Origin of the sequence: Clostridium polynesiense (assembly GCF_000820705.1) — a bacterium.
Taxonomy (GTDB): Bacteria; Bacillota; Clostridia; order Clostridiales; family Clostridiaceae; genus Clostridium_AA; species Clostridium_AA polynesiense.
The window spans coordinates 25,774-50,106 of sequence record NZ_CCXI01000113.1 but is presented as its reverse complement, the minus strand read 5'-3'; the positions used below and the strand labels follow the sequence as shown (position 1 = coordinate 50,106).

At 35.0% G+C, this 24,333-nt stretch carries 19 protein-coding genes; 16 read left to right on the top strand and 3 right to left on the bottom strand.

What is annotated here, in order from left to right:
• Nucleotides 1–31 precede the first annotated feature (31 nt).
• On the bottom strand, nt 32–178 hold the full coding sequence (locus tag TA89_RS18300) for a hypothetical protein (protein ID WP_156120038.1): 147 nt from the start codon (nt 176–178) through the stop codon (nt 32–34).
• Nucleotides 179–285: 107 nt separating this feature from the next.
• On the opposite strand from TA89_RS18300, the gene TA89_RS10845 reads away from it, so the two are divergent.
• The 7 genes from TA89_RS10845 to TA89_RS10815 all read left to right on the top strand — a co-directional run bounded on the left by TA89_RS10845 (nt 286) and on the right by TA89_RS10815 (nt 9,526).
• A complete protein-coding gene (locus tag TA89_RS10845) occupies nt 286–2,742 on the top strand; it encodes an ABC transporter substrate-binding protein (protein WP_040213336.1) in 2,457 nt (818 codons plus the stop codon).
• A gap of 57 nt (nt 2,743–2,799) precedes the next feature.
• A complete protein-coding gene (galU, locus tag TA89_RS10840) occupies nt 2,800–3,666 on the top strand; it encodes a UTP--glucose-1-phosphate uridylyltransferase GalU (RefSeq protein ID WP_040213335.1) in 867 nt (288 codons plus the stop codon).
• A gap of 220 nt (nt 3,667–3,886) precedes the next feature.
• A complete protein-coding gene (locus TA89_RS10835; protein ID WP_040213334.1) occupies nt 3,887–4,579 on the top strand; it encodes a CTP--phosphocholine cytidylyltransferase in 693 nt (230 codons plus the stop codon).
• Between the two features lie 102 nt (nt 4,580–4,681).
• Nucleotides 4,682–5,716 carry a putative 2-aminoethylphosphonate ABC transporter substrate-binding protein gene (locus tag TA89_RS10830; RefSeq protein ID WP_040213333.1) on the top strand — a complete coding sequence of 345 codons (1,035 nt, stop codon included), beginning with the start codon at nt 4,682–4,684 and terminating at the stop codon, nt 5,714–5,716.
• Between the two features lie 14 nt (nt 5,717–5,730).
• Nucleotides 5,731–6,711: an ABC transporter ATP-binding protein gene (locus TA89_RS10825; protein WP_040213332.1), complete on the top strand. Its 981-nt coding sequence runs from the start codon at nt 5,731–5,733 to the stop codon at nt 6,709–6,711.
• An 11-nt stretch (nt 6,712–6,722) separates the two neighbouring features.
• Nucleotides 6,723–8,417, top strand: a complete 1,695-nt coding sequence (locus tag TA89_RS10820; RefSeq protein ID WP_242850121.1) for a putative 2-aminoethylphosphonate ABC transporter permease subunit — start codon at nt 6,723–6,725, stop codon at nt 8,415–8,417.
• 128 nt (nt 8,418–8,545) lie between these two features.
• The gene (locus TA89_RS10815) at nt 8,546–9,526 is read left to right on the top strand and encodes an LCP family protein (protein ID WP_052447445.1); all 981 of its coding nucleotides are present in this window, start codon (nt 8,546–8,548) and stop codon (nt 9,524–9,526) included.
• Nucleotides 9,527–9,599: 73 nt separating this feature from the next.
• Here TA89_RS10815 and TA89_RS10810 read toward each other — a convergent pair whose 3' ends face one another.
• Nucleotides 9,600–11,672, bottom strand: coding sequence for a methyl-accepting chemotaxis protein (locus TA89_RS10810; protein ID WP_040213327.1), 2,073 nt, complete (start codon nt 11,670–11,672; stop codon nt 9,600–9,602).
• 158 nt (nt 11,673–11,830) lie between these two features.
• Between TA89_RS10810 and TA89_RS10805 the strand changes: the two genes are divergently transcribed.
• On the top strand, nt 11,831–12,181 hold the full coding sequence (locus TA89_RS10805; RefSeq protein WP_040213325.1) for a single-stranded DNA-binding protein: 351 nt from the start codon (nt 11,831–11,833) through the stop codon (nt 12,179–12,181).
• Between the two features lie 291 nt (nt 12,182–12,472).
• Here TA89_RS10805 and TA89_RS19065 read toward each other — a convergent pair whose 3' ends face one another.
• Nucleotides 12,473–15,148, bottom strand: a complete 2,676-nt coding sequence (locus tag TA89_RS19065; protein WP_040213324.1) for an FprA family A-type flavoprotein — start codon at nt 15,146–15,148, stop codon at nt 12,473–12,475.
• Nucleotides 15,149–15,434: 286 nt separating this feature from the next.
• Between TA89_RS19065 and TA89_RS10795 the strand changes: the two genes are divergently transcribed.
• From TA89_RS10795 to TA89_RS10760, 8 genes are all read left to right on the top strand, one after another.
• Nucleotides 15,435–15,905 carry a COG2426 family protein gene (locus TA89_RS10795; protein ID WP_040213323.1) on the top strand — a complete coding sequence of 157 codons (471 nt, stop codon included), beginning with the start codon at nt 15,435–15,437 and terminating at the stop codon, nt 15,903–15,905.
• Between the two features lie 280 nt (nt 15,906–16,185).
• Nucleotides 16,186–17,898, top strand: coding sequence for a methyl-accepting chemotaxis protein (locus tag TA89_RS10790; RefSeq protein ID WP_040213321.1), 1,713 nt, complete (start codon nt 16,186–16,188; stop codon nt 17,896–17,898).
• A 372-nt stretch (nt 17,899–18,270) separates the two neighbouring features.
• Nucleotides 18,271–19,236 carry an AAA family ATPase gene (locus TA89_RS10785; protein WP_040213319.1) on the top strand — a complete coding sequence of 322 codons (966 nt, stop codon included), beginning with the start codon at nt 18,271–18,273 and terminating at the stop codon, nt 19,234–19,236.
• 12 nt (nt 19,237–19,248) lie between these two features.
• On the top strand, nt 19,249–20,370 hold the full coding sequence (locus TA89_RS10780; protein ID WP_040213317.1) for a DUF58 domain-containing protein: 1,122 nt from the start codon (nt 19,249–19,251) through the stop codon (nt 20,368–20,370).
• A 1-nt stretch (nt 20,371) separates the two neighbouring features.
• A complete protein-coding gene (locus TA89_RS10775; RefSeq protein WP_040213316.1) occupies nt 20,372–21,613 on the top strand; it encodes a hypothetical protein in 1,242 nt (413 codons plus the stop codon).
• A 326-nt stretch (nt 21,614–21,939) separates the two neighbouring features.
• Nucleotides 21,940–22,269, top strand: a complete 330-nt coding sequence (locus TA89_RS10770; RefSeq protein WP_040213314.1) for a DUF6514 family protein — start codon at nt 21,940–21,942, stop codon at nt 22,267–22,269.
• A gap of 138 nt (nt 22,270–22,407) precedes the next feature.
• Nucleotides 22,408–22,779, top strand: coding sequence for a holo-ACP synthase (acpS, locus tag TA89_RS10765; protein ID WP_040213312.1), 372 nt, complete (start codon nt 22,408–22,410; stop codon nt 22,777–22,779).
• Nucleotide 22,780: 1 nt separating this feature from the next.
• Entirely contained in the window at nt 22,781–24,283 is a 1,503-nt protein-coding gene (locus TA89_RS10760; protein WP_040213310.1) for a bifunctional ADP-dependent NAD(P)H-hydrate dehydratase/NAD(P)H-hydrate epimerase, read from the top strand.
• Nucleotides 24,284–24,333: the final 50 nt, after the last annotated feature.

Below are 24,333 nucleotides of genomic sequence, written 5' to 3'. Positions count from 1 at the left end.
AAAATGAGATTTGGCAGGCAGGAGAAGAGGTTTATTTGAAAATTTTAAAAGAAGGCAGGCTGGATATATAATAAAACTGATTCTGAGCTGCAGCAGATAAAGCTGCAGCTTTTTTGTATTCTGCAGAATTTGAACATTTCTTCAAAACTTTTAGCCTGTGAAGCTTAAGAATCTTCATTAAATTCTACCCCATTCTCTTGCAGAGAAAAAGTTTTACTAGAAATAGTGAGAATATTCAGGTAAAATGTAGATATAATGGTATAAATTGTATAAGGGGGATTATTAATGCTTTGGGTAAAAAGAAAAAATAATAATGAATTTGATATTAAAGATGAAGATATAACAGATGAGGGAAAAAGGCTTCAGAAAAATCCGCTGAAGCTTATTAAAAATCAAAAGTATCAGGGGATTATAGGAAAAAGAATAAAAGGTGAAATAGAGGAGGCTTTAATGGTATCTTCTGAGTTAATCGATTCCGTAGAAAGTATTAACCAGGAGATGATAAAACAAGGGGATCATGTTCAAAAAACTGTGGATGTGTCATTAGAAGTGGGGGCCTTTGCCGAGGAAGTTACGGCCAATGTGGATGAGACTGTAAAAATAATAGGAAGCACCATGGAAAAAGCTCAGTTAGGAAGAGAATCTTTGGAGACTCTTATTAATAGCATAGAAAACGTTAAAGATACCGTGGAAAATATGAAGGAAGTAATTAATGCTTTAATGGACAAATCATCAAGAATTAAGGGGATAGTAGACACGATTAAAGGAATTGCAAAGACCACACATCTGCTTTCTTTAAATGCTAATATTGAAGCAGCTAGGGCAGGAGAAGCGGGAAAGGGATTTTCAGTAGTGGCAGGAGAGGTAAAAAAGCTTGCAGAAAGCAGCTCTCAATCTGCTAATGAGATAGATAGGATAATACAGGATATGGGAGAAGTTACCGCTAAAACTCTTGATACTATAATTTCCGGAGTTGAAAAGGTAAGAGAAAGCACTTCTGTTGCTGAAACCACAGGAAAGACTATAGAGGACATGGTGGCCTCAGTGGAGACCACCAGGGCTATTTCCCATCAGATAGGGGAAGCTGTAAAGGAGCAGTCTAATAAAAATCAGTATCTGATAAATGTAATAGACGGCATGGTTAAGGTAGCGGAGGCTGTTAAAGCATTAAATGAAAATATTTCTGTTAATGCTGAAAGGCAAAAGGCCAGCTTAAATATGCTGAAAAGCACTATAGATAATTTAAATATACTAACTAATATAGAAAATATTGATGGTGAAGCAGAAGAAACTACATTTACCATGGAAAGCCAGGCTGCTGCAACCTTGGATCCTGCATTCTGCAGCGATATTAGTATCTCCAATCTTCTGGCTCCAATACATGTAGGACTTGTACAGTTTGGTACAGGTACTGATATATTAGGAGGTATAGCAAGATCCTGGCATCTGGAAAGTGATAATATTACCTGGATATTTAATTTAAGAAGGGATATGAAGTTTCATAATGGCAGAAATATTACCGCAGAGGATGTTAAATATTCTTTTGAAAGATTATTGAGTAAAAAATTAAATTCTCCAAACAGATGGTTTCTTTCTCTGATTCAGGGGGCAGAAGATTTCTATAATGGAAGAGCCGGAGAAGTAGAGGGATTAAAAATTGCAGATATTTACAGCCTCAAGGTTATTTTAAAATATCCTTATGGAGCCTTTTTAAGCAATCTTGCTCACAGCTCCTGTGTTATAGTACCTAGGGAGGATATAGATAAGATAAGCAGTAATCCAGTAGGTGCGGGACCTTATAAGGTTATTTCCTGCGATAAAACCTCATTGCGGCTGAAAAAGGTAGGGAATTATCCTTTGGGAGAAGCTTTGGTAGATAATATAGTTTTTAATTTCCAACAGGAAAATTCTGAGGAGAGATTCCTTTCTGGAGAAATAGATTATATAAGCATAGGAGCTCACAATAAAGATAGGATTAAGCCGTCAGAATTCAATGTTTCTAAAATTGAATGTGCAGGCTTAAGATTTATAGCTTTTAACTTTAGAAGCAGCAATCCTTTGGTAAATAGCAGAGAAGTAAGGCAGGCTATAAATTATGCTGTCGATAGAGATAAAATAGTTAAAGAAGCATTGGCAGGTTTGGAAACTCCAGCTAGAGGAGTATTTCCTAACATACTTTTTAATAATAAGGAAAATAAGGGCTACAGAAAAGATATGTTGAAGGCAAGACAGCTTATGGAGGCAAGCAAGGTCAAAGGTGGAACTCTGCAGTTTCATGTAACTAAAAATTCTAACAAAAATGCTTTTCAATACAAGTTGTTCAATATCATAAGCGAGGATTTAAAGCAGCTTAATATCGATGTCAAATTAAAAGAATTTGAACCAAAAGATTATTATGATGAAAAGAACTTAAAAAACTGCGATATGTTTCTTTTTGGATGGCTTGGAGATTCAGGAACCGCGGATAATTTTATAGAGCCTTTAATAGATATTAATAATTCCTCAAACAGAAACAAATACAATAATCCGGAGTTAATGAAGCTTTTGGAAAAATCTAAAATGACTCAAAATCCTTATAAATACAGAGAAAGACTAAGCAAGCTTGAAGCCAAGATGATGGAGGATGCTCCGTGGATCACTTTAACAAACATTTGTGTTACTTATGGTTATAATAAAAGAATAAAGGGCTTTAAAGTTCATCCTTTAAATATTATAATGTATAGGGATATGTGGATTGAATAATCTTAACCTATTATGAGTTATAATAAAAATGTATATCATATTTAAGGGGGACTTATTATGAGAGTAAAAAAAGCTATAATACCCGCTGCAGGTCTAGGAACAAGATTTTTACCAGCAACCAAATCTCAGCCAAAGGAGATGCTTCCTATAGTAGATAAGCCTACTATTCAGTACATAGTGGAAGAAGCGGTTTCCTCCGGCATTGAACAGATACTGATAATAACAGGAAGAAATAAAAAATCCATAGAAGACCATTTTGATAAATCAGTAGAATTAGAAAAAGAATTAGAAGAAAAAAATAAAGAGGATCTTTTAGAGCTGGTTAGAGGTATATCTTCACTGGCAGAAGTTTATTATATCAGACAAAAGGAGCCGAAAGGTCTCGGCCATGCAATTTACTGCGCTAAAACCTTCGTGGGAAATGAACCCTTTGCGGTAATGCTGGGGGACGATATAGTAGATAGTTCCAAGCCATGCCTAAGGCAGCTTCTTGACTGCTATAGTGAATATAAAACAAGCATCTTGGGAGTACAGCAGGTTCCTCAGGAAGATGTGAGCAAATACGGAATAGTAACTCCTCTTAAAATTGAGGAAAATGTATATAAGGTTAAGGATTTGGTTGAAAAGCCTAAAATGGAGGAATCTCCTTCCAATATAGCCATATTGGGAAGATATATAATAACTCCAAAGATATTTGAAATACTGGAGCATACAGCACCAGGTGTAAATGGTGAAATTCAACTTACCGACGCCTTGAGACTTCTCATGAAGGAGGAGGCTATTTACGCTTATTCCTTTGAAGGTCACAGATATGATGTTGGCGATAAGCTTGGATATCTTCAGGCTACAGTGGATTATGCCTTGAAAAGACCGGAGCTTAAAGATGGCTTTATGGAATATCTAAAGAAAATAGTTCATGAATAATCAGTGTAATAATCTAAAAATGTATTTTTATACAGATTAAGCTTAAAAAGAATTATTATTTATAAAGTGAAACACCTTGATTTTACTTATAGGGGTGTTTACATTTTGTTTATAATATTCATAAAATATTCTTGCATACCTTGTATTAAAATGGTAATATTATATTGTGTTCAAAATATGAACCTATAGATTAATTACTAACTTTGAATAGAGGGATAAAATGAGAGCTATTATAATGGCTGCGGGAATGGGGACAAGGCTTAGACCCCTTACAGACAACTGTCCTAAATCCTTAGTGAAGGTTATGGGACAACCTATTCTTGAAAGGCAGATAGAATTTTTAAAAGAAAAAGGTATAGAAGAAATAATAATCGTTACAGGTTATATGGCAGAGCGTTTTGATTATCTTAAAGAAAAATACGGCGTGAAACTCATAAATAATGATAAATATAATGTTTATAATAATGTTTATACTATGTATCTTGTAAGGGATTATTTAAAGGATGCCTACGTTACTGAAGCAGATGTTTATATGACAAGAAACTTTTTTACAAGGGATTTGAAGACTTCTACTTATTTTTCCGGAATTAAGAAGGATTTTAAATCAGAATGGATATTCCACTTTGATGAAAATGGAAGGATCCATGAAATAGAGGTAGGGGACGGTACGGATTATATTATGTGCGGAATATCCTACTGGACTGAAAAAGATGGGGGAATCATAAAAGAGGCTTTAGAAGAAGCTGTAAGGGAAGGCAGCTTTAACAGTATGTACTGGGACGAGGTTGTTAACAAATCTTTGGCTAATGCAGAGGTGTACATTACAAAAATCAATTCTGATGATTGGTTCGAAATCGATTCTATTAAGGATTTACAGATTGCAGAAGATTATTTAAAGAGCTGCATCAGATGATTTTGTCAGGTGCCAGGCACCTGACAAATGACTTATAGGAGAACATAATGTCAGGTGCCTGGCACCTGACAAAAAATTATAAGTAGTAGGAAGGGTGTAATTATGAATTTTAAAAAGTTGTCAGCGGTGTGTTTAAGTGTGTTATTGACATTTTCTGTGGCAGGATGCGGCAGTAAGAAAGAAGCAGAAAAGAAGGAAATTACTGTATATACTTCTATAGAAAGCGAATATATACCGGCTTATAAAGAGGCTTTTAATAAAAAGTACCCGGACATAGAGGTAAATATAGTGAGAGATTCCACCGGTGTTATTACCGCTAAGCTTCTGGCAGAAAAGGACAACCCTCAAGCGGATGTGATTTGGGGACTAGCTGCTTCCAGCTGTTTAATATTGGATGGTGAAAAGGTTTTGGCAGAATATAAGCCTCAGGGAATTGAGAAGATAGATAAAAGATTTGTGGATTCGAAAAATGAAATTCCTCACTGGGTAGGTACATGTCTTTGGTTTGGAATAATATCTGCTAATGAAGAAGAAGGAAAAAGCAAAAATTTACCTATGCCTGAATCCTTTGAGGATTTAATAAAGCCTGAATATAAAGGACAAATAGTTATGCCTAATCCTGGATCTTCAGGAACAGGTTACTTGCTTGTGTCCTCATGGATTAAATCCATGGGAGAAGAAAAGGCTTGGAAGTACATGGATGAGCTTCACAAGAACATTAAAAGTTATGTTCATTCAGGAAGTGCACCTACTAAAACTACTGCTACAGGAGAACAATTTTTAGGCTTAGGTATGGACTTTGAAAGCTTAAGAATGCAGAAGAATAACCCTCAGCTTAAAACTATATTTACCAAAGAGGATTTTGGATGGGACGCAGAGGTTAATGCTCTTGTAAATAAAAAGGAGATTAAGGAAGAAGCAAAGCTTTTCTTAGATTGGGCTATTTCTAAAGAGGCCATGGATGCATATTCTGTAAATAGAGGACTTATCACCTATGAAGGTATGGATTCCAAGGTAGAGGGCTATCCACAAAATGTAAAGGAGAGGCTTTTAAAGCTGGATCTAAGCTGGATGGCAGAAAACAGAAGCAGAATAATAAATGAGTGGACTAAGAGATATGGTTCATCAAATAATTAATGGAGTGCAGTGATATGAGTTATCTTAAAATAGAAGGTGTAAATAAAAAATTTGGGAAGTTTAATGCTCTTAAAGATATAAATCTTGAAATAAACAAAGGGGAATTCCTGTGTTTTTTAGGACCTTCCGGATGCGGCAAAACTACTCTTTTAAGGATAATATGCGGTCTCGAAAGGGCTGATGAAGGAGTAATTCTCCTGGAGAATAAAGATATTACAAATCTGGAAGCGTCCAAAAGAAATATGGGAATAGTATTTCAAAATTATGTGCTTTTTCCAAACATGACCATTGAAAAAAATATAGCTTATGGATTAAAGAATAAAAAGCTTTCCAAAGAGGAGATAAACTCAAAGGTAAATGAAGTTTTGGAACTTGTAGGGCTTATGTCTGAAAAGCATAAATATCCTAATGAACTTTCAGGAGGTCAACAGCAGAGGGTAGCCCTGGCAAGAGCTGTTGCCCTTTCTCCAAATATACTTCTTTTAGATGAGCCGTTAAGCGCCTTAGATGCAAAGGTAAGGGAGTATTTAAGGCATGAATTAAAGATGATTCAGCAAAAGCTAGGAATAACTACTATAATGGTAACCCATGACCAGGAGGAGGCATTAACCCTTGCTGATAAAATAGTGGTTATGAAGGAGGCTGAAATAGTTCAAATAGGCACCCCGGAAGAAATTTATAAGCATCCTGTAAATCAGTATGCAGCTGATTTTATAGGAAAGGTTAATTTTATAAGAAAAGCGGATGATATTTTTATGATAAGACCGGAAGAAGTGGAATATTCCATAGAAGAGAAAGAGGGCTACGAAAAATATAAGGTTAAAAGTATAGAGTTTAGAGGACCCTTTTACAGAATAACCGCAGATGCAGAAGAAGAATTAGAATGCGGAGAAATAGCTATAGACATGTTTTCAGCTATAGAAGAAAAATTTAACTTAAAAATGGGTTCAGATATCTTCATAAATACTTTAAATCTTAAGAAATTGGAGGAATAACTTTGAGGACAATGGGAAAGTCACGATTTTTAAAGCTCCTATTCCTTGGAGTTTCACTGTGTTTTTTGGTATCAGCTCTTCTGCTGCCTATTATGACGCTTTTTTCCAGGGTGTTTTTTTCTAATGGAAGCTTTATAGGTATAAAAAATTTTCAAAAGTATTTTTCTTCTCCGGGAGTTGCAAGCTCCGTAAGCCACAGCTTTTCCGTTTCGCTGATAACTACTGTGATAGTTTTATTTATAGCTTTTTGGTATGTGTATGCACTGGAGAGAAGCAGCATAAGGGGTAAGGGAATATATAGGTGGATTGCCATGCTGCCTCTTTTTGCACCCTCAATGACCCATGGTATAGCACTGATTTACCTTTTCGGAGCAAAGGGGATTATAACCTCCGGTTTTTTTGGGGCTTTACCCTGGCTGAATTTTGAGTTTCCTCTTTACGGAAAATGGGGAATAGTATTTGCAGAGGCAATATACGTTTTTCCTGCGGTCTACCTGATGCTTTCTGTAGCCTTTAAGACAGTAGATTACAGGTTATATGAGGCTGCAGAAGTAATGGGTACTAGTAGTGTAAAGCAGTTTTTCACGATAACACTGCCGGGAGTTAAGTTTGGAATTATCAGTGCCTTCTTTTCAGCATTTACAATGGTGTTTACGGATTTTGGAGCCCCTAAGGTAGTAGGAGGCAACTATAATCTTCTTGCTACGGACATATTTAAACAGGTTATAGGACAGCAGAACATAACCATGGGTGCTGTGGTAGGAATGCTGCTTATTATACCTTCTGTTATAGCTTTTATTGCAGACAGGTTAATTAGCCGAAGGAATTCAGCGGTGGATTCAAAGGCAAGACCTTATATAATTAAAGAAAATAAAGGAAGAGACATCGTACTTGCCTTTTTCACTGCGTCAGTATCTTTCATAATACTAGGAATCTTTGTCACAATATTATTTGCTGCTCTGGTAAAGAGATGGCCTTATGATTTAAGCTTAACACTTCAGTGGTTTAAGATTAAAACCTTAGGTAAAAGCGTAATGGAGATATATAGGGATACTATATTTGTAGCCATGCTCAGTGCTGTTATGGGGACTATCATAACCATTATAGCTTCATATATAAGTGAAAGAGGAAGAGATTTCAAGCCCCTTAGAACGGCGGTGAGATTTTTATCCTTAATTCCTTTAGCATTGCCTGGGCTTGTAGTAGGTTTATCTTATATCCTTCATTTTAACGATAAAGATAATCCGTTGAATTTTATATACGGGACATTTTTTATACTGATACTTGCCAATGTACTGCATTTTTACTCTGTTCCTTTTCAGACTATTACAGGAAGCATGAAGCAGCTGGATAGAGAATACGAGAATTTGTCGGAATCATTGGGGATGCCTTGGTATCATGTGTTTTTTAGGGTTATACTACCCATGTCCAAAACTGCAATTATCGAAAGCTTTTCATATTTCTTTGTAAATTCTATGATGACAGTATCTGCGGTAACCTTTTTATATACCACAAAAACAAAAGTGGCATCAGTAGAAATGATAGACAGGTACGATGCAGGGGATATTTCTACTGCAGCGGCAGTAGCGGTACTCATAATATTAACCAATATTATCTTTAAGTTTACCCTTGAAAAGCTTAAGAGTATGAAGCATAGATATATTAAAAAAAGAATGGAGAAAATTAAAATTAATAATCCTATATAAATAATAACCTCCAATAAAAGTATTTTAACTTTTATTGGAGGATTTTACGTATAATATAATGTATAATAATTTTAGCTGTCTGATAGCGTACAGATTGCTGAGCAAAGCAATAAGGAAGGTGGATTTTTATGAAGGGGAACAGTAACAAGAGGAAACACAGGGGTGTAAAGATCGTAGCTATTATTCTTGGTGTATTATTGGTGCTTGCAGTCTCTGCAGGAGCAGTAGGGTATTTTTACCTAAATAAAATTAAAAATATAAAAATAGATGAAAATGCGGTTTCGGTAAGCGAAATACCTGATACCATACAGAATGAGGAAGGAAAGGATATAAAAAGAAACGACGTGACAAATATACTTTTATTAGGAGTGGATAAAGAGGAGAATGCCTCTGACAGCATAATAGTCCTTTCCATAGACAATACTAAAAAGCAGATTAAAATGTCCTCTCTTTTAAGGGATACTTATGTGTTTTACGGCGATAATAATGTTAATAAACTTAATTATGCCTATAACTACGGAGGAGAAGTTAATTCGGTAAAAGTTGTAAATGAGCAGTTTAAGCTGGATATTAAGGATTATGTGAAGGTGGATTTCGGAGGCTTGGCTAACATTATAGATGCAATTGGAGGGATAGAGATAAACGTTAAAGCTAACGAGCTTCCTCTTTTAAACTCCTATGCTAAAAGCATTGCAAAGATCACCGGAACAAAGTATACTCCTCTTTCAAATTCAGGACATCAGAAAATTAACGGACAGCAGGCGGTGGCATACAGCAGGATAAGGTATGTTGGCAATTTTGATTATGAAAGGACGGAAAGGCAGAGAAGGGTGCTTTTTGCTGTGTTTGATAAAATTAAAAGTGCTCCTATAACCAGGTATCCTGAGCTGGTAAACAAACTTGCACCTTATGTTGAAACAAGTTTATCCAACACTGAAATGATATCATTAGGATCAAAGGTAGTTCTTTACGGTAAAAATGGAATCAAGGAAACTAGATGTCCCTATGATGAGTTTAAGCAGGACACTGAAATAAAAGGTGTTTTTTATCTAAAGTGGGATAGAGATAAAAATATAGAAAAGCTCCACAGATTTATTTATACAAATTAAATAAAAAGCTTTGGCAGGAAGTTTTATGTTTCTCCGCCAAAGCTTTTTATTTTTATATATTTTATAATCAGAATTATATTTTAAATCTGCCGGTAACCTCATCTAAATCTGTGACAATGCTGCTTAAGGCAGAGGCTGAGTTTGTGATTTCTTCCATGGAGGTTGACTGCTCTTCCACAGAAGCTGATATTTCTTCCGATGAGGCGGCTGATTCCTGTGCTATGGAAGATATATCTTCAAATATAGAAAGAACTATATCTTTCTTTTGATTTACTCTATTAACTTTTTCAGAAAGAACTTCAATCTGCTTGGTAGTTTCCTCTATAGCATCATATATTTCATGGAAGGAGGTTTCTGCGTTGTCTACAGAAAGTTTTTCCTCCGTCATTACACTTTTAGAAAGCTCCATGTTATTTTTCATATCTGAAATGCTTTTTACTATCTGATTTGTTATGGTTCCTATAGTCTTTGTGGATTCTGAAGTCTGTTCAGAGAGTTTTCTGATTTCCTCAGCTACTACAGAGAATCCTTTCCCTGACTCACCGGCTCTGGCAGCCTCTATAGCTGCATTCAGAGCTAAAAGGTTAGTTTGCTCTGCAATGGAGCTTATACTGGTGACTATGCTGCTTATGCTATTAGAGGCCTTTGTCAGATCTTCAGTGGTATGGGATAATTTATTAACTACATCTTCATTATCACTAGTGCGATCCTTCAAAAGGTTCATTGCCTGTAAGCCGTTAAGACTCTTATCCTTTGCTATTTCTGATTGAAAGTTAACCCTTCGGGAGCTTTGCACGATTTCTTCCACTTCCTTAGAAAGCAATGAAAGCTCCTGCAGCCCTTCACTGGATTCCCTAGCTCGTTTCATAGCACCTTGTGCCAGATCTTCTATACTGGAGGATACCGCGGTAATAGCTCTTGAGTTCTGCTTTGTTATTTCCACCAGCATATTTGAATTATCCATGAGATTTTCAGAGTTTGATTTTAAAAGGGAAACAACCCTTCTCAAGTATTCCCTGAGATTTGCCAGGGCTGTAGCCATTTCTCCTATTTCATCCTTTTGCTGCAAAGCTGAATTTATATCCTGATTTTCATAATGCTCAAGGTTTAAGTCCGCAGTTCTTTTTATAGCCTGAGTCACTGCCTTTATTTTCTTTGAAATCCTCCCACTTATGACCATAGCTGTAATAATAGAAAAAATAATTCCAAAGAATATTAAGATGGATACTATGATAATAAGGCGTGTAATGGGTGCATACACCTCATTTTCCGGGGCTATAATGCCAAAGGTCCACTGATTAGACATACGTGAAAAAACCACTTTTGATTTTTTCCCGTTTATAACTTCAGTAGTTATGCCGTTTCCATTGGATTTTATGTACTCTTCTAAAGCATTAAACCGTCCTTCTTCTATGCTGCTTAAAGTATCTGCTTCGTTATATTTATCATGAATCACGAATCTAAAGCTTTCATTTAGCAGAAATCCGTATCCGGAATTATAAATCTTCATATCTTCTATAGAAGACTTAAAATCCCTTAAAGGTATATGGACTCCGGCAACTCCTATGGCAACACCTTCCTTTAATACAGGTACACTGTAGGTTATAAGCTTAAGCTTCGAAGCTGAATCTGTATAGGGCTGGCTCCAGCTGGAGCTTTTATTATTAAGAGATGTGTAGAACCACTTTAAATCCCCATTTTCAGCGGTGTACTCTCCAATTGTTCTTTGGTTTGTAAACTCATAATTTCCTGTACGATCTTTATCCTGCATTATGTATTCCTTTACATTAGCGGTTACCGAAGGATCAAAGATTACAAATACACCGGAAAACTCGTTATTTGTATCACAGTACTCCTTGATTAAATGCTTCATTTGGCTGTCATAGGCATTTAAATCCTTCTTCAAGGTATTTATATCTATAATGCTTTCTGCGGCATTAGCTAAGGAGTGTGACACAGAGGTAACCTTCATAAGAGTTTTGTCAAAGCTGTTAGCTTTTGCTTCTGCAAGATTCCCCATTTTATCCTGCGATTCAGCTTTAACGGAATTCATAATAATCAAAGTGCTTGTCATAGCCACAGTACAGGAAACTAAAATAGTGCAGACTACTATAGCTAAGGTTATTTTTGAACTTATTTTTTTCATTTTCCTTCCCCCATGATTTCTATAGTCTTCTATATTATATCACTTATAGAAAAATATATAAATTATACCATGTAAAATGAAGAATATTTAGTAATAAATGTATAAACTCAGGTATAATGGATATAATCTTCAATAGAATTATATTGGAGGTATGCAAGATGAATAAAATTGTATTGGTTGGCAGATTGATTAAAGATCCAGAATTAAGAATACTAGAAGGCAGTGAAAAAGTATTTGCAAGATTTGTAATTGCTGTAGACAGAAACTTTCGCTCAGCCGATGGTGAGAAAAAAGCAGACCTTATACCTGTTACCATTTGGGGTAGAAAAGCTCAGGTTGTATGTGAATATATGAAAAAAGGTAGCCTAATCAGCATCAGCGGAAGGTTGAGAACCGGTAGCTATGAAGACGAGGATGGTAAAAAGAGATATATTGCTGAAGTTGTAGCTGAGGATTTTAGATTTGTAAGCAATAAAAGGCCGGAAAAGGAAGAATTGCAGACACAGTAAGGCTTAAAACTGATTTAGAATTAAAATGCTGAAAGTTAATTTAGAATTAAAAGTTAAAATTGAAAGGTTTAGGGGGATTCCTCTGGAATTTCTTAGATTTAATGTTTTTAAAAAACTCCGGAAGGAGTTTTTTTCTTCATTTTAAATTTTATATTATATAAACTGATTGGACAATCTGTTTCAGTGAAAATAAAAACGAGAGGAAGGATTATTTAAAGTCCTCACTCTCGATTTTTATCATCATAGTATACTATTTACAATTAAAGCTTATGTGGCTGGTAAAAGTATGGTTTACAGTATATTGCTGCTTAAAGCTTCTTCTTTGGTTATAGCTTTTTTAATACCGTTCATAATCTTTGTAGAAGCCGCTATATTGCCTAAGAGGATTCCGCCTACGAGCCTATTGTCTTTGAAGAATAACTTTTTATAGATATTTTTGCTTTCGTCTTTAAAGGAAAGCTGCTCTAAGCTCTTATCTTCAAAGTTTATAGTGCCTGCAGAGAAAACTCTGGCATTCATAGAGTTAAATATAACAGAAGAAACAAATTGCTGGAATTCTGCATTGTCTCCTGCAGCATTGATTCCTGCAACTTTGCCCATTTCAATAGCAGCTGGCCAGTTTCCATAAACTATCCCGTTTAATTCTGCGCAGTCACCGCAGGCATAAATGTCAGGAAGATTAGTTTCCATTTTTTTGTTTACTATAATGCCTTTATCAACGGATATACCGCTTTGCTTTGGAAGGGATATATTGCATCTTATACCTACTGAAAATAATAGTACATCGCAATCTACAGTTTTTCCGCTTTTCAATTTTATACTGCTTACTTTATTATCTTTAAGGATAATTTCTTCAGCGCTGTCGCCAAGGATTATATCGATGCCGCAGGTATTTGTTATTTTTTCAAATAGTTCTGCTGCTTCTAAATCCAGCTGTCTAGGAAGAAGTCTTGGGAAAAATTCTACTACTGTAACTTTAACGCCTTTTTGATGCATTTCCCAGGCAGCCTCAAGACCTAACAAACCTCCGCCTATAACTACTGCGTTTTCAGCCTTATCAAGGGAATCCCTTAAGCCGACAGCATCTTTAATATCCTTAACAGTATATATTCCCTGGATGCTTCTGTAGTTGTCAGGACTTAAAGTAATATCTCCCGCTTTAATAGGCAGTACGAAATTATAACTTCCGTTAGCAAGTATCAGCTTATCATAGCTTAATTCTTCGCCGGTATTTAATACTATCTTTTTGTCCTGAGATTTTATCTCCACAACTTCAGCACCTAATATTTTATGGATATTATTTTCTTCATACCATTCCGGTGAAACCAAATAAAGCTTTTTATCTGGAACAGGTCCGGATATTAAATCAGAAACCTGAGGTCTGAAGTAAGAATTAGCCTCTTCTTTAGAAATAAGGGTTATACTGCATTTTGAATTTCTTTCTCTTATAGATTTTGCTGCATAGAAGCCAGCAGCACCATTTCCAATAATGATAAATTGATCTTTACTTTCTGATTTAAAGGCTTCTTTCGCCGCCTTTACCTCTTCAAATTGATCCCTGCCAGCGCCGCATACAGGGCAGATTTCCGGAGGAAGCTCTCCTTCGAAAATCTCTCCGCATATCACGCACTTCCATAGCTTTACTTTACCTGAGGCCTTTATTTCTTCAAAGGATGATGAGCTTTGCGTGGGACCATCGTCTTCTGACTCATCATCATTTAATGACTTTTTTTTTGATGAAGCACCATCGTCTTCAGGAGATTTTCCCAGCATCATATTGGCAAAACCTACTCCGTAATTAAAGCATTCCTTTAAATCCTCATCAGAAGGTTTAAAGTTTATTTTCAGTCCATCGCCATAAATTTTCATTTTAAGCTCTTTTAATCTTGTATTAATCCTAGGAACGGCCTCTCCGCTCCAACCGTAAGAACCGAAGGCTCCAGCTGTTTTTCCACCGTGAATAACAGGATTCAGCTTGGATAACAAGTCTCTTATAGGCTCTAAAAGTTCGCTTACTATAGTAGGGGAGCCAAAAAGTATACCATCTGAATTGGATATATCATTTACTATATCCTTCATATCATGATGAATTACATCATAAAGTTTAACCTCTATATTTCCAACGGATTTAATACCTTCTGCTATGGTCTCAGCCATTTGAGCAGTGTATCCATAAGCAGAAACGTAAGAAATAGTTACCTTCTTTGTATTATTTTCCACAGGAGTACTCCATTCCTTATAAAGCTCAATTACCTTCCAAGGGGTTTCTCTTAAAATAGGACCGTGTCCAGGAACTATCATATCGATGTCCAAGTCTTTTATTTTATCATAAGCTTTAAGTACATAAGGCTTAAAAGGTCCCATGATAACATCATAGTAATATCTTAAAGACTCCATATATTCTCCCAGTTTATCTTCAGGTATAAGATCGTCATACATACCTTCAAAGCAGTAATGTGTTCCGAAAGAATCGCAGGTAATCAAAGTTTTATCTTCAGGTATATGAGTATATATAGTATCAGGCCAATGGAGGAAAGGAGTAGAAATAAAGTTAAGGGTCTTATTTCCAAGGCTTAGGCTGTCTCCATCACCTACGGTTATAGATTCAAATTCTCTGTTAGCAATTCCTTTTAAGAATTTTAAAGCAGCAGCGCTTCCCACCACCTTAGCTTTAGGGGAAAGCTCTAATATTCTTGCTACGGATCCGGCATGGTCAGGCTCTGTATGGCTTACTACTATATAGTCAATATTTTTGATATCTATATTTAAGGAATCTAATCTTTCTATATATTGATCAAAAAACTGAGCCTTAACGGTGTCGAATATAGCTGTTTTTTCACTTCCTTTAACAACATAAGAGTTATAAGTTGTGCCATAAGGGGTATACATTATAATATCAAAAATTCTTAAATCCGGGTCAAAGGCACCAACCCAATAAATATCCTTTTTAACTTCTAAAGATTTCATATGCACGCATCCTCCATAATAATTTATTATATATGTTAATTTATTATCAAATATAGGCAAACAAATAGAAGTAATAAATGTATATAGTATTACTTAATAATGATTATTTGTTATATATTAATTATACACTAAAAATATATAAAGTAAAGGTCTCTTTGTTAAATTTTATATAAATACCACTGGTGAAAAGTTAAAGTTTCTTTTATAATATAATAATTGATAGTAAATTTGTTTACAAAACTATTAATTTTTTAGACACTTATAGTCAAATTATAAGGAGAGTAATATGAGCAAATTATTATTTATATTCTTATTTTCTGCAGTTCCTATAGTGGAACAGAGAGGCGCTATACCTATAGGAATACTTGCATACAATTATAATCCTCTGCTGGTTATGGTATTAAGCTATATTGGAAGCCTGCTTCCGGTACCTTTTATAATGCTGCTTTTTAATAAAATATATAACTGGCTTAAAACAAAAAGGCAGTTTGATTTTCTTACTAATATTATTGACAATAAGATTAGAAAAAATATTGGAAAGTTCGAAAAATATAAGGAAATTGCCCTTATTACCTTTATAGCTATACCACTGCCTACTACAGGCGTATGGACAGGTACAGCCATAGCAGCGTTTTTAGGATTAGATTTTAAAAAATCCTTTTTATGTGCAGCTTTAGGAGGCTTGTTATCCGCTATAATCATTACAGTGATTTCTGTAATGATACCGGGATTCTTCCCAGTTAAGCAGGTATTCTAAAAAATTGAGGCGATTAATTGAGAGTGAGTTTATTTATAAAGCTCTCTCTAGCTCCATAACCCTTTAAAAGGGATAAATTGCAGATTAAACCCGGAGATTTTAGCTGATCTCCGGGTTTATTATTTTTTTTGAATATATTTTTAGAAAATTTAATGTTATTTTGTATTATTTTGTTAAAATGTGATGTAAACTTCCTCTAAAAAGCTACGATAATAGTAACCAGGCTTTAACTATAAAATAAGGCTCTATATTAACATAGGATCATTCTAGGAGGAATAAAATGAAATTAATAAAGGATTTATCTATAAAAGCCAAACTGCTGATGTCCTTCGGCATAATAGCATTTTTAGTATTAGTTATAGGGTTCCTAAGTAACGGCGCCATTAATAGAATTTCAGAAAATGGTAATATACTTTACGATGAGAATCTTCGCAATATAAAGGAAGTTCTTACTATTAAGAATAACTTGATGAATGTGGAAAGTGAAATATTTAAGGCTGTTCTTTTGAATAATCAAGAGGAAACGAATAAGTCTTTAAATGAAATAGAAGAAATTAAAGCAATTAACAAAGAATTGGTGGATCAATATGGAAGCAGAAGTCTTTCTTCAGAGGAAAGAGAAATCTGGGAGAGATTTTATTCCCATTTAGAGGAGTACAGAAAAGAAAGGGATTCTGTTTTAGCGCAGGCCAAATACGGTAATTACACAGAAGCACGTATGAGATTAAATGGATTAAAAGAAAAAACACAAATGATGTTTAAGCAGATAGATGAATTAATACAGATTACTGATACCCAGGCAAAAGACAAAAATGATGACAATGCGGATATCCATGTTAAAACTGAAATATTCATGTACTGCATCATAGCTTTAATATTCTTAACTGCGTTAGTCATTGGTTTAATACTTGCAAGATACATTTCAAAGGTACTGAAAAAAGGGATAAGCTTTGCGGAGGCTTTGGGAGAGGGAGATTTAACCTATTCTATAAGTTATGATAATAATGATGACTTTGGAAAACTTATAAATGCTTTAAACACTGCTCAGGACAGAATGAAAAAAACCATTAAGTCAATAGTGGATCAGACAGAAGAGGTTACAGCCTCCAGTGAAGAGCTGTCAGCTATAATGGCGGAAATGGCAGGAGGTTTTAATCACATAAATGACAGCACTGTAGGTATAGTAAAGAGTGTGCAGGAAATAAATGCGGTGACAGAAGAGCTTACAGCTACTATACAGCAGGTTAACTCAGGTCTTAATGAAATGGCGGTTCATTCTTCAGAAGGAAGTCATCAGTCTGAAGCTGTTAAATCAAGAGCTGCAGATATTAAATCAAGAGGTGAAAAATCACAAAACATTACTTATGAAATTTATGAAGAAAAAGAAAAGAATATCATTGAAGCCATAGAAAACGGTAAAGTGGTAAATGAGATTGGAATAATTGCTGATTCCATAGCTGCAATCGCCGAGCAGACTAACCTTCTGGCGTTAAATGCCGCCATTGAAGCAGCAAGAGCAGGGGAAAACGGAAGAGGGTTTGCTGTAGTAGCGGAGGAGATTAAAAAGCTTGCAGAGCAGTCTGTGCAGTATGTTAGAGACATACAATCAGTGGTTTCAGGAGTAAACGGTGCTTTCAGTTATTTAACTGAAAACTCAAAAGGATTACTAGACTTTATAGACAATCAGGTTAAAAAGGACTATACTCTGTTAATAGATACAGGAAATGTATATGAAGAGGATGCAGGCTTTCTTAGTGAATTATCACAAAATATGGCGGCAATGTCCCAGGAGCTTAATGCTTCAGCAGAACAGATTTCCGGAGTAATAGAAAATATAGCTGAAAATATGCAGGATACTACAAATAACTCAGAGGATATATTAAGCAATATAGAAGATACTTCTAAGGCTGTAAGCCAGGTAGCTCTCACAGCACAGCATCAGGTTGAGATAGCTGAAAACTTAAATCGATTGGTGCAGGTATTTAAGATATAGGCTTTGAAAATTATTTTCTTAATTGATTTGTAAGCACCAGAAGTTTTTCTGGTGCTTTTCTATTTTGGTTTTTTTTGGTTATCTATTGATTTATCGGTATAATCTGTTATAATAAAATTAGGGCGTGAGAACGTATACAATCCATCGACTATGGTAAATGAGAATTAAAGTCAAGACAGCTGAATGACAAGGTCATTCGGCTGTCTTGATTTTTTACTATACAGGGCTATATAAATACCTAAGAACTTCATCTCATTCTTTCTATTCTTATTTTCATAATTATATACTGTAATTAAATGTATATTGAGTGTATATTATTTCCAGTGATATAATTAATATATATTTTACTAATATATGTAAAGGGGTAGAAATATGGAAATTAATAAATTTCAAGAGTTTAAAGAAAAACTTCAAAGAAATATAGGAAAGGTTATCATAGGCAGAGAGGATAAAATAAACAAGATAATTGCAGCTTTTATATGTGGAGGACATGTTCTTCTGGAAGACGTGCCTGGGCTTGGAAAAACAAAGCTTGCAAAGAGTCTGGCAAAAAGCCTGAATTTAGATTTTAAAAGGATACAGTTTACTCCGGATATACTTCCCTCGGATTTAACGGGGATATATTTTTACAATCAAAAGCTGGGGGAGTTTCAGTTCAGGCAGGGACCGATCTTAAGCAATGTACTTTTAGCTGATGAGATAAACAGGGCAACTCCAAGAACTCAATCCGCTCTCTTGGAATGTATGGAGGAAAGGCAGATTACAGTGGAGGGAAACACTATTAAGCTTCCAAAGCCTTTCTTTGTAATAGCCACGGAAAATCCTGTGGAGCAGTTTGGTACCTTTCCTCTTCCGGAGGCACAGTTGGACAGGTTTTTTATAAGGATTTCCATGGGGTATCCTGATTATAATGAGGAAAAAGGGATAATGGATAGATTCATGCTGGAGGACCCTTTAAACAGCCTTACAGAAGCGGTAAATGAGGCTGAGATAAATTATGTTATGGAAAATGTGGTTAAAGTACAGATTAATGATGAAGTTAAGAATTATATACTGGACATTGTTAGAAGAACAAGGAATCATGAGATGATTGCGCTTGGAGCTTCTCCCAGAGCTTCTTTAAGCCTTATGAAGGGAGCCCAGGCTATAGCTGCTATTCAGGGAAGGGATTATGTTATACCGGAGGATGTTAAAACTATTGCAGTGGAGGTTTTAAGCCACAGGATAATACTTAAGAATAAAAGCTATTCCTCAGAAAATTTATCTGCTTCAAAGGTAGTTGAGAATATACTTAACGAGGCGAATGTCCCCCTTGAATATATTGCCTTGGAAAAATAATGAGGTGTAAATATGAAAATATATATTATATTTATATTCCTTCTCACAGGAGCTTACATAGCATCAGTGTGCTACAGAAAGTATGCTTTTAACAATTTATCCGTTAAAAGAAGCATAAGCAGGGATAAATTATTTCCCGGGGAAGAATTTAAAATTAACCTTCAAATCGAAAACGGAAAGTTAATCCCTGTTCCTTTTTTAAATATCGAGGAGATAATGCCTTCCCAGGTAAAGAAAAAGAATTTAAGATACAACGAAACCATGGGAAATACAGTAAGCTACTCTGATATATATTCAGTGGGAGGAAGAGAAAGGGTAAAAAGAAGTTATCCTGCTGAAATAAATAAAAGAGGCGTGTATTTTTTAAGAAATTTAAATGTAACTATAGTAGATTTTTTTGGTATGGATAAGGAAGAGAAGCAGATAGAGGATTTTAAAGAAATAGTAGTTTACCCTAAGCTGAAGGATTTTAGCCATATAAATGTTACAAGTAATTCTATATTGGGAGAAAATATAATAAAGAGGTGGATATTCACCGATCCCATATTTATAAAAGGAATCAGAGATTATACAGGCAGTGACAGGATGAAGGATATCCACTGGAATTCCAGCTTAAGGATGGGCAATCTCATGGTTAAGGAATATGACTATTCCTCGGATAAGGAGGCAGTACTAATAATAAATGTTCAGTATAACAGACCTTTCTGGAACAGCATTAACGAAGAGAGAGTAAATAAAAGCTGCGAAATAGCAGCTTCACTATCCCAAAGCTTTTTAGATAAGGGTATTCCTGTAGGGCTTTGGAGTAATGCTCATATAATATCCCACTATGGTGATCTAATGGATAAGGTGCCTAATTCACTGAATAATATGGCGGATATATTAGAATTCTGCGGAAGGGTAGACAGCACGCCCAGAGAAGATTTTTATGATTATTTCAAAAGGAATTTAGGTTTACTAACAGGAAATACAGTATGTGTTATTATTGCGGGCTATCTTTCAAGAGACGTTCAAGAGCTTATAGAAGCCTCAGCAAGGCAGGGAAATATAATAAAGATTATAGATATATCCAGGAAAAATGATTTAGATGAGATAGCGGGAACAGAAAAATTAAATGTTAGGGAGGTATTATAGTATGAAGGCTTATAAATTTTTAAGACTGCTCTACGGTCTCCATATAATAACCCTGACTTACATCGCTTTTTTTGTCATCTATATTGGTATCTTCTATGAGAATTATGGTTATAAAGAATTTTTTATTTCAGTGATTACGGTCCTTAGCTTTCTGTATTTAAGCGACAGGCAGTTGAAGAATAAAAAGCTTATTCTTGCACTCCCAATGCTTCTAAGCTGTGCTTTGACCATTATATTTTATGGACACCGTTGGTTGCTATATTATATACCTTCTCTGTTAACTCTTATATATACTTCCCATAAGAATGTATACAGCCTTTCACCGGATTATTTAAAAGAAGAAATTAAAAAAGGTATTTACGTTATAATGGCTCTGGGAATAGTGGTGATATTTTTAAGAGAGGAATATACAGGGTATATACTTAGGTTTTATATTCTCTATCTCCTTCTTTCTGTTTGGATGCTAAGGCAGTCCAGCAGGCTTCAATATGAAATAAAGGGAAGAAAGTCGTTGATAAATGATGTGTTTATAATGGTTGCGGTGCTGATACTTTCTATGGACTTTTTTTATAATAATACCGTGAAGATTATAAAAACCATTTATTCGTATCTTATGGAAATTTTTGATAAGCTGATATATATTTTTTTATATTTGATAAAGGATGGATTCCAATGGCTTTATTACAGGATAAATCTTTCTTCTCAGGGACTGAATACAGAGGCTAATAATGAAAAAGTTAATGAATTTGAATTTATGGATATGGAAGCGGTAAACTACCATATCTTAAGTAAACTTCTTAAATTGGCTGTATTAGCAGTTATAATTTATATAATATATAAGGCTTTCAAAAGGTTAAAGCTCCAAAGTGAGTATATTGCAGAGGGGGTTTTAGAGGAAAGGGAGAAAATATCAAAGGAATCCTTGAGAAAAAGATCTTTAGACAGGTTAAAGGAGGTATTTAAGAATATGACTCCTCCCAAGAATCCCAGAGGAAGGGTGCTGTATTACTTTGGTAAAATTCAAAGGTTCTCTCAGGGAAAGGATATATTCAGAAACTTTATGACCGCCACTCAGCTAATGAGAATACTAAAGCTGAAGGGAAACTACGGAGAGGACGCTGGTGTTGAAGAAATAGGCAATATATATAACAAAGCGAAATTTTCCATGAATGAAATTAAAGACAGTGACAGTGAAAAGCTGCAAAAGGGATATAGGGACATAAAAAAGCTGTATAGAGAATGATATTTGAACTGATGGGTAAGGTTCTATGGCAGCATATATGTAGCTTTATGGATTATTTATAAATATTTTAAAATAAAATTTTGCAACAGATATACTAAGGATTCGACAAAATTGTGAGAAAATTAGGAATATTATACCAATTACCATCTTTAAATGTAGTAAACAAGCCATTTATAGGCACAAACATGTCAAAATAAAAGGATAAAATCTTTTAACTCACTTCACTATTTGACATATATTTTGTATTTTTAATGTTAATATAAAATACATAAATATGACTTATAACGTATGCTCAAAAGTGAATAATTTTTTGAGGGGGAAAAAAGATGAGGGTTGTAAAGAATTTAGTAAGGATTATGGAGGATGCAAACAGAAAGTCTATTTATTATTACAGGGTAGTAAAGGGTATAAAAATGGGAATACAGGCATACGGCATAGAAATAGAAAGGATAGATATGGAGGGAGAAGATATAATCAACATTGAAAGGGACAGCATAGACAGTATAACTCCCCAAAGATACAAAGTATATGACTTGATTAATATCCTTTATGATAATGAGGTGTCGCCTATTCATCTTGTTGATATCATCGGTGAATATGTAGATTCCTATATATCTGATTTTGATAAAACCTTAAACTGTATAGCTACGAACTAATATAATTTTAAATATTCCGGAAGCTGATGCACAATGAACCATGTATCTTGTGTAACAGCTTCTTTTTTGCTGAGTTTACTAATTACTATATTTTAAGGTATTATTTAAAATATAAACATTTAAAAAGAAGGTATTAATATGATAATTGGCATTGGAACGGATATAATTGAAATAGAGAGAATTAAGAAGGCTGTATCTGAAGGAGTGAGCTTTAAAGAAAAAGCTTTTACTTCCGGGGAAATAAACAGTGTAAAAGGAATTATGCAATATTCCAATCTAGCGGGATATTTTGCAGCTAAGGAAGCCTTTGCTAAGGCTCTCGGAACGGGATTTAGAGGATTTGGATTAAAGGATGTTGAGATATATAAAGATGACTTAGGAAAGCCTAACGTAAGGGTATCAGGAAAGGCCGAGGCCTTGTGTGAGCAACGAAAGGTTATGAATATACATGTATCCATATCTCATAATAATGAAAATGCTGTGGCATTTGTTATTTTGGAGGGAAAGTAAAATGAAAATCGGCAGATCGGAAGTATTGAGAAAAATAGATAAATACTGCATAGAAAATTTAAATATACCTGGAATTGTACTTATGGAAAATGCTGCCCTTAAGGTTATGAAGCATTTAAACATAGAGGAAAATAATAAATTCTCAGTGGTGTGCGGAAGTGGAAACAACGGAGGAGACGGCTTTGCTGTAGCAAGGCACTTAAAGGCTCTGGATAAATCTGTGGAAGTGTTTCTAATTGGAAACAGCAGCAGGCTTTCAAAGGATTGCAGGATTAATTACGATATATTAAGAAATATGGGACTAAAAATAAAAGAAATTTCAAATGTCGAAGATTTCACTGAATTAAAGGATTCTCTTCAGCAGAGCGATATAGTGGTAGATGCAGTATTCGGTACAGGACTTACAAGAGAATTGGAGGAACCTTATTTATCAGTGATATCCATTATGAACGAAAACAGCAGATATATACTGTCAGTGGATATTCCTTCAGGTATGGAAAGCGACAGCGGTGAAATAAAAGGAAATGCAATAAAGGCTGATAAAACTGTAACCTTTGAATTATATAAAAAAGGCTTTATAAACTATAAAAGTCATAAACACACTGGAAATATAGCAGTAGAGGATATAGGAATTCCCGGTAAGGTAATTGACATGTACCATGAAGGTGAGTTTATAACTTCACTGGAGGATATTAAAAAAGTCATTCCAAAGAGAGATAAAGTCTCACATAAAGGAAATTTCGGAAGGGTAGTCATTATTGCCGGAAGTGAAGGATATACCGGTGCTGCATATATTACTACTGAAGCAGCGGTAAGCAGCGGAGCAGGACTTGTAACCTTATGCTGTCCAAAGAATATTCAGTCTGTAATGTCAGCAAAGGTAATAGAAGCTATGACCTTTGGTTTTAAAAGAAGTGAAGATCTTATTGAGAGGATTTCTTCAGCGAATGCAGCAGCAGTTGGACCGGGTATGGGCAGTAATGATGAAACCCTGGAGGTGGTTAAGGAGGTTTTAAGCCATTCTACTGGGACTGTAGTATTAGATGCTGACGCTTTAAATGTCTTAGAAGGAAATACGGAGCTTTTAAAAGGGAGAAAAGCTTCAGTGATAATAACTCCTCATCCTGGAGAAATGTCTAGGCTTACAGGTTTAAGCATAGATTATATCAATGAAAACAGGATAAAGACAGCTAAAGAATTTGCAGAAAAGAATTCTGTAGTGGTGATATTAAAAGGTTATAATACCGTTATAACAGACGGTATAAGCACTTATATAAATCCTACCGGTACCAGCGCCATGGCATCGGGAGGAATGGGAGACTGTCTTACTGGAATTATAGCTGCATTAGCTGTGCAGGGGCTAAGCCCGCTGGAATCAGCATATACAGCAGCTTATATCCATGGTGCTGCGGGAGATAAACTAAGCTGCTTAAAATACAGCGTAAGTGCCCATAATATTATAGAGGAACTTCCATACACACTGAAGGAAATGGAAAATTTATAGAATAAAAACCACCCTAAGAGAATAATAGTATTAAAGGTAATAATAATAGG

Bases quoted from the DNA above. Each gene is read 5' to 3' on its own strand.
- TA89_RS10785 (WP_040213319.1), top strand. From the start codon at position 18,271: ATGGAAATTAATAAATTTCAAGAGTTTAAAGAAAAACTTCAAAGAAAT.
- TA89_RS10795 (WP_040213323.1), top strand. From the start codon at position 15,435: ATGAGCAAATTATTATTTATATTCTTATTTTCTGCAGTTCCTATAGTG.
- TA89_RS19065 (WP_040213324.1), bottom strand. From the start codon at position 15,148: ATGAAATCTTTAGAAGTTAAAAAGGATATTTATTGGGTTGGTGCCTTT.
- TA89_RS10845 (WP_040213336.1), top strand. From the start codon at position 286: ATGCTTTGGGTAAAAAGAAAAAATAATAATGAATTTGATATTAAAGAT.
- TA89_RS10820 (WP_242850121.1), top strand. From the start codon at position 6,723: ATGGGAAAGTCACGATTTTTAAAGCTCCTATTCCTTGGAGTTTCACTG.
- TA89_RS10830 (WP_040213333.1), top strand. From the start codon at position 4,682: ATGAATTTTAAAAAGTTGTCAGCGGTGTGTTTAAGTGTGTTATTGACA.
- TA89_RS10760 (WP_040213310.1), top strand. From the start codon at position 22,781: ATGAAAATCGGCAGATCGGAAGTATTGAGAAAAATAGATAAATACTGC.
- galU (WP_040213335.1), top strand. From the start codon at position 2,800: ATGAGAGTAAAAAAAGCTATAATACCCGCTGCAGGTCTAGGAACAAGA.
- TA89_RS10775 (WP_040213316.1), top strand. From the start codon at position 20,372: ATGAAGGCTTATAAATTTTTAAGACTGCTCTACGGTCTCCATATAATA.
- TA89_RS10835 (WP_040213334.1), top strand. From the start codon at position 3,887: ATGAGAGCTATTATAATGGCTGCGGGAATGGGGACAAGGCTTAGACCC.
- TA89_RS10805 (WP_040213325.1), top strand. From the start codon at position 11,831: ATGAATAAAATTGTATTGGTTGGCAGATTGATTAAAGATCCAGAATTA.
- TA89_RS18300 (WP_156120038.1), bottom strand. From the start codon at position 178: ATGAAGATTCTTAAGCTTCACAGGCTAAAAGTTTTGAAGAAATGTTCA.
- TA89_RS10780 (WP_040213317.1), top strand. From the start codon at position 19,249: ATGAAAATATATATTATATTTATATTCCTTCTCACAGGAGCTTACATA.
- TA89_RS10815 (WP_052447445.1), top strand. From the start codon at position 8,546: ATGAAGGGGAACAGTAACAAGAGGAAACACAGGGGTGTAAAGATCGTA.
- acpS (WP_040213312.1), top strand. From the start codon at position 22,408: ATGATAATTGGCATTGGAACGGATATAATTGAAATAGAGAGAATTAAG.
- TA89_RS10810 (WP_040213327.1), bottom strand. From the start codon at position 11,672: ATGAAAAAAATAAGTTCAAAAATAACCTTAGCTATAGTAGTCTGCACT.
- TA89_RS10825 (WP_040213332.1), top strand. From the start codon at position 5,731: ATGAGTTATCTTAAAATAGAAGGTGTAAATAAAAAATTTGGGAAGTTT.
- TA89_RS10770 (WP_040213314.1), top strand. From the start codon at position 21,940: ATGAGGGTTGTAAAGAATTTAGTAAGGATTATGGAGGATGCAAACAGA.
- TA89_RS10790 (WP_040213321.1), top strand. From the start codon at position 16,186: ATGAAATTAATAAAGGATTTATCTATAAAAGCCAAACTGCTGATGTCC.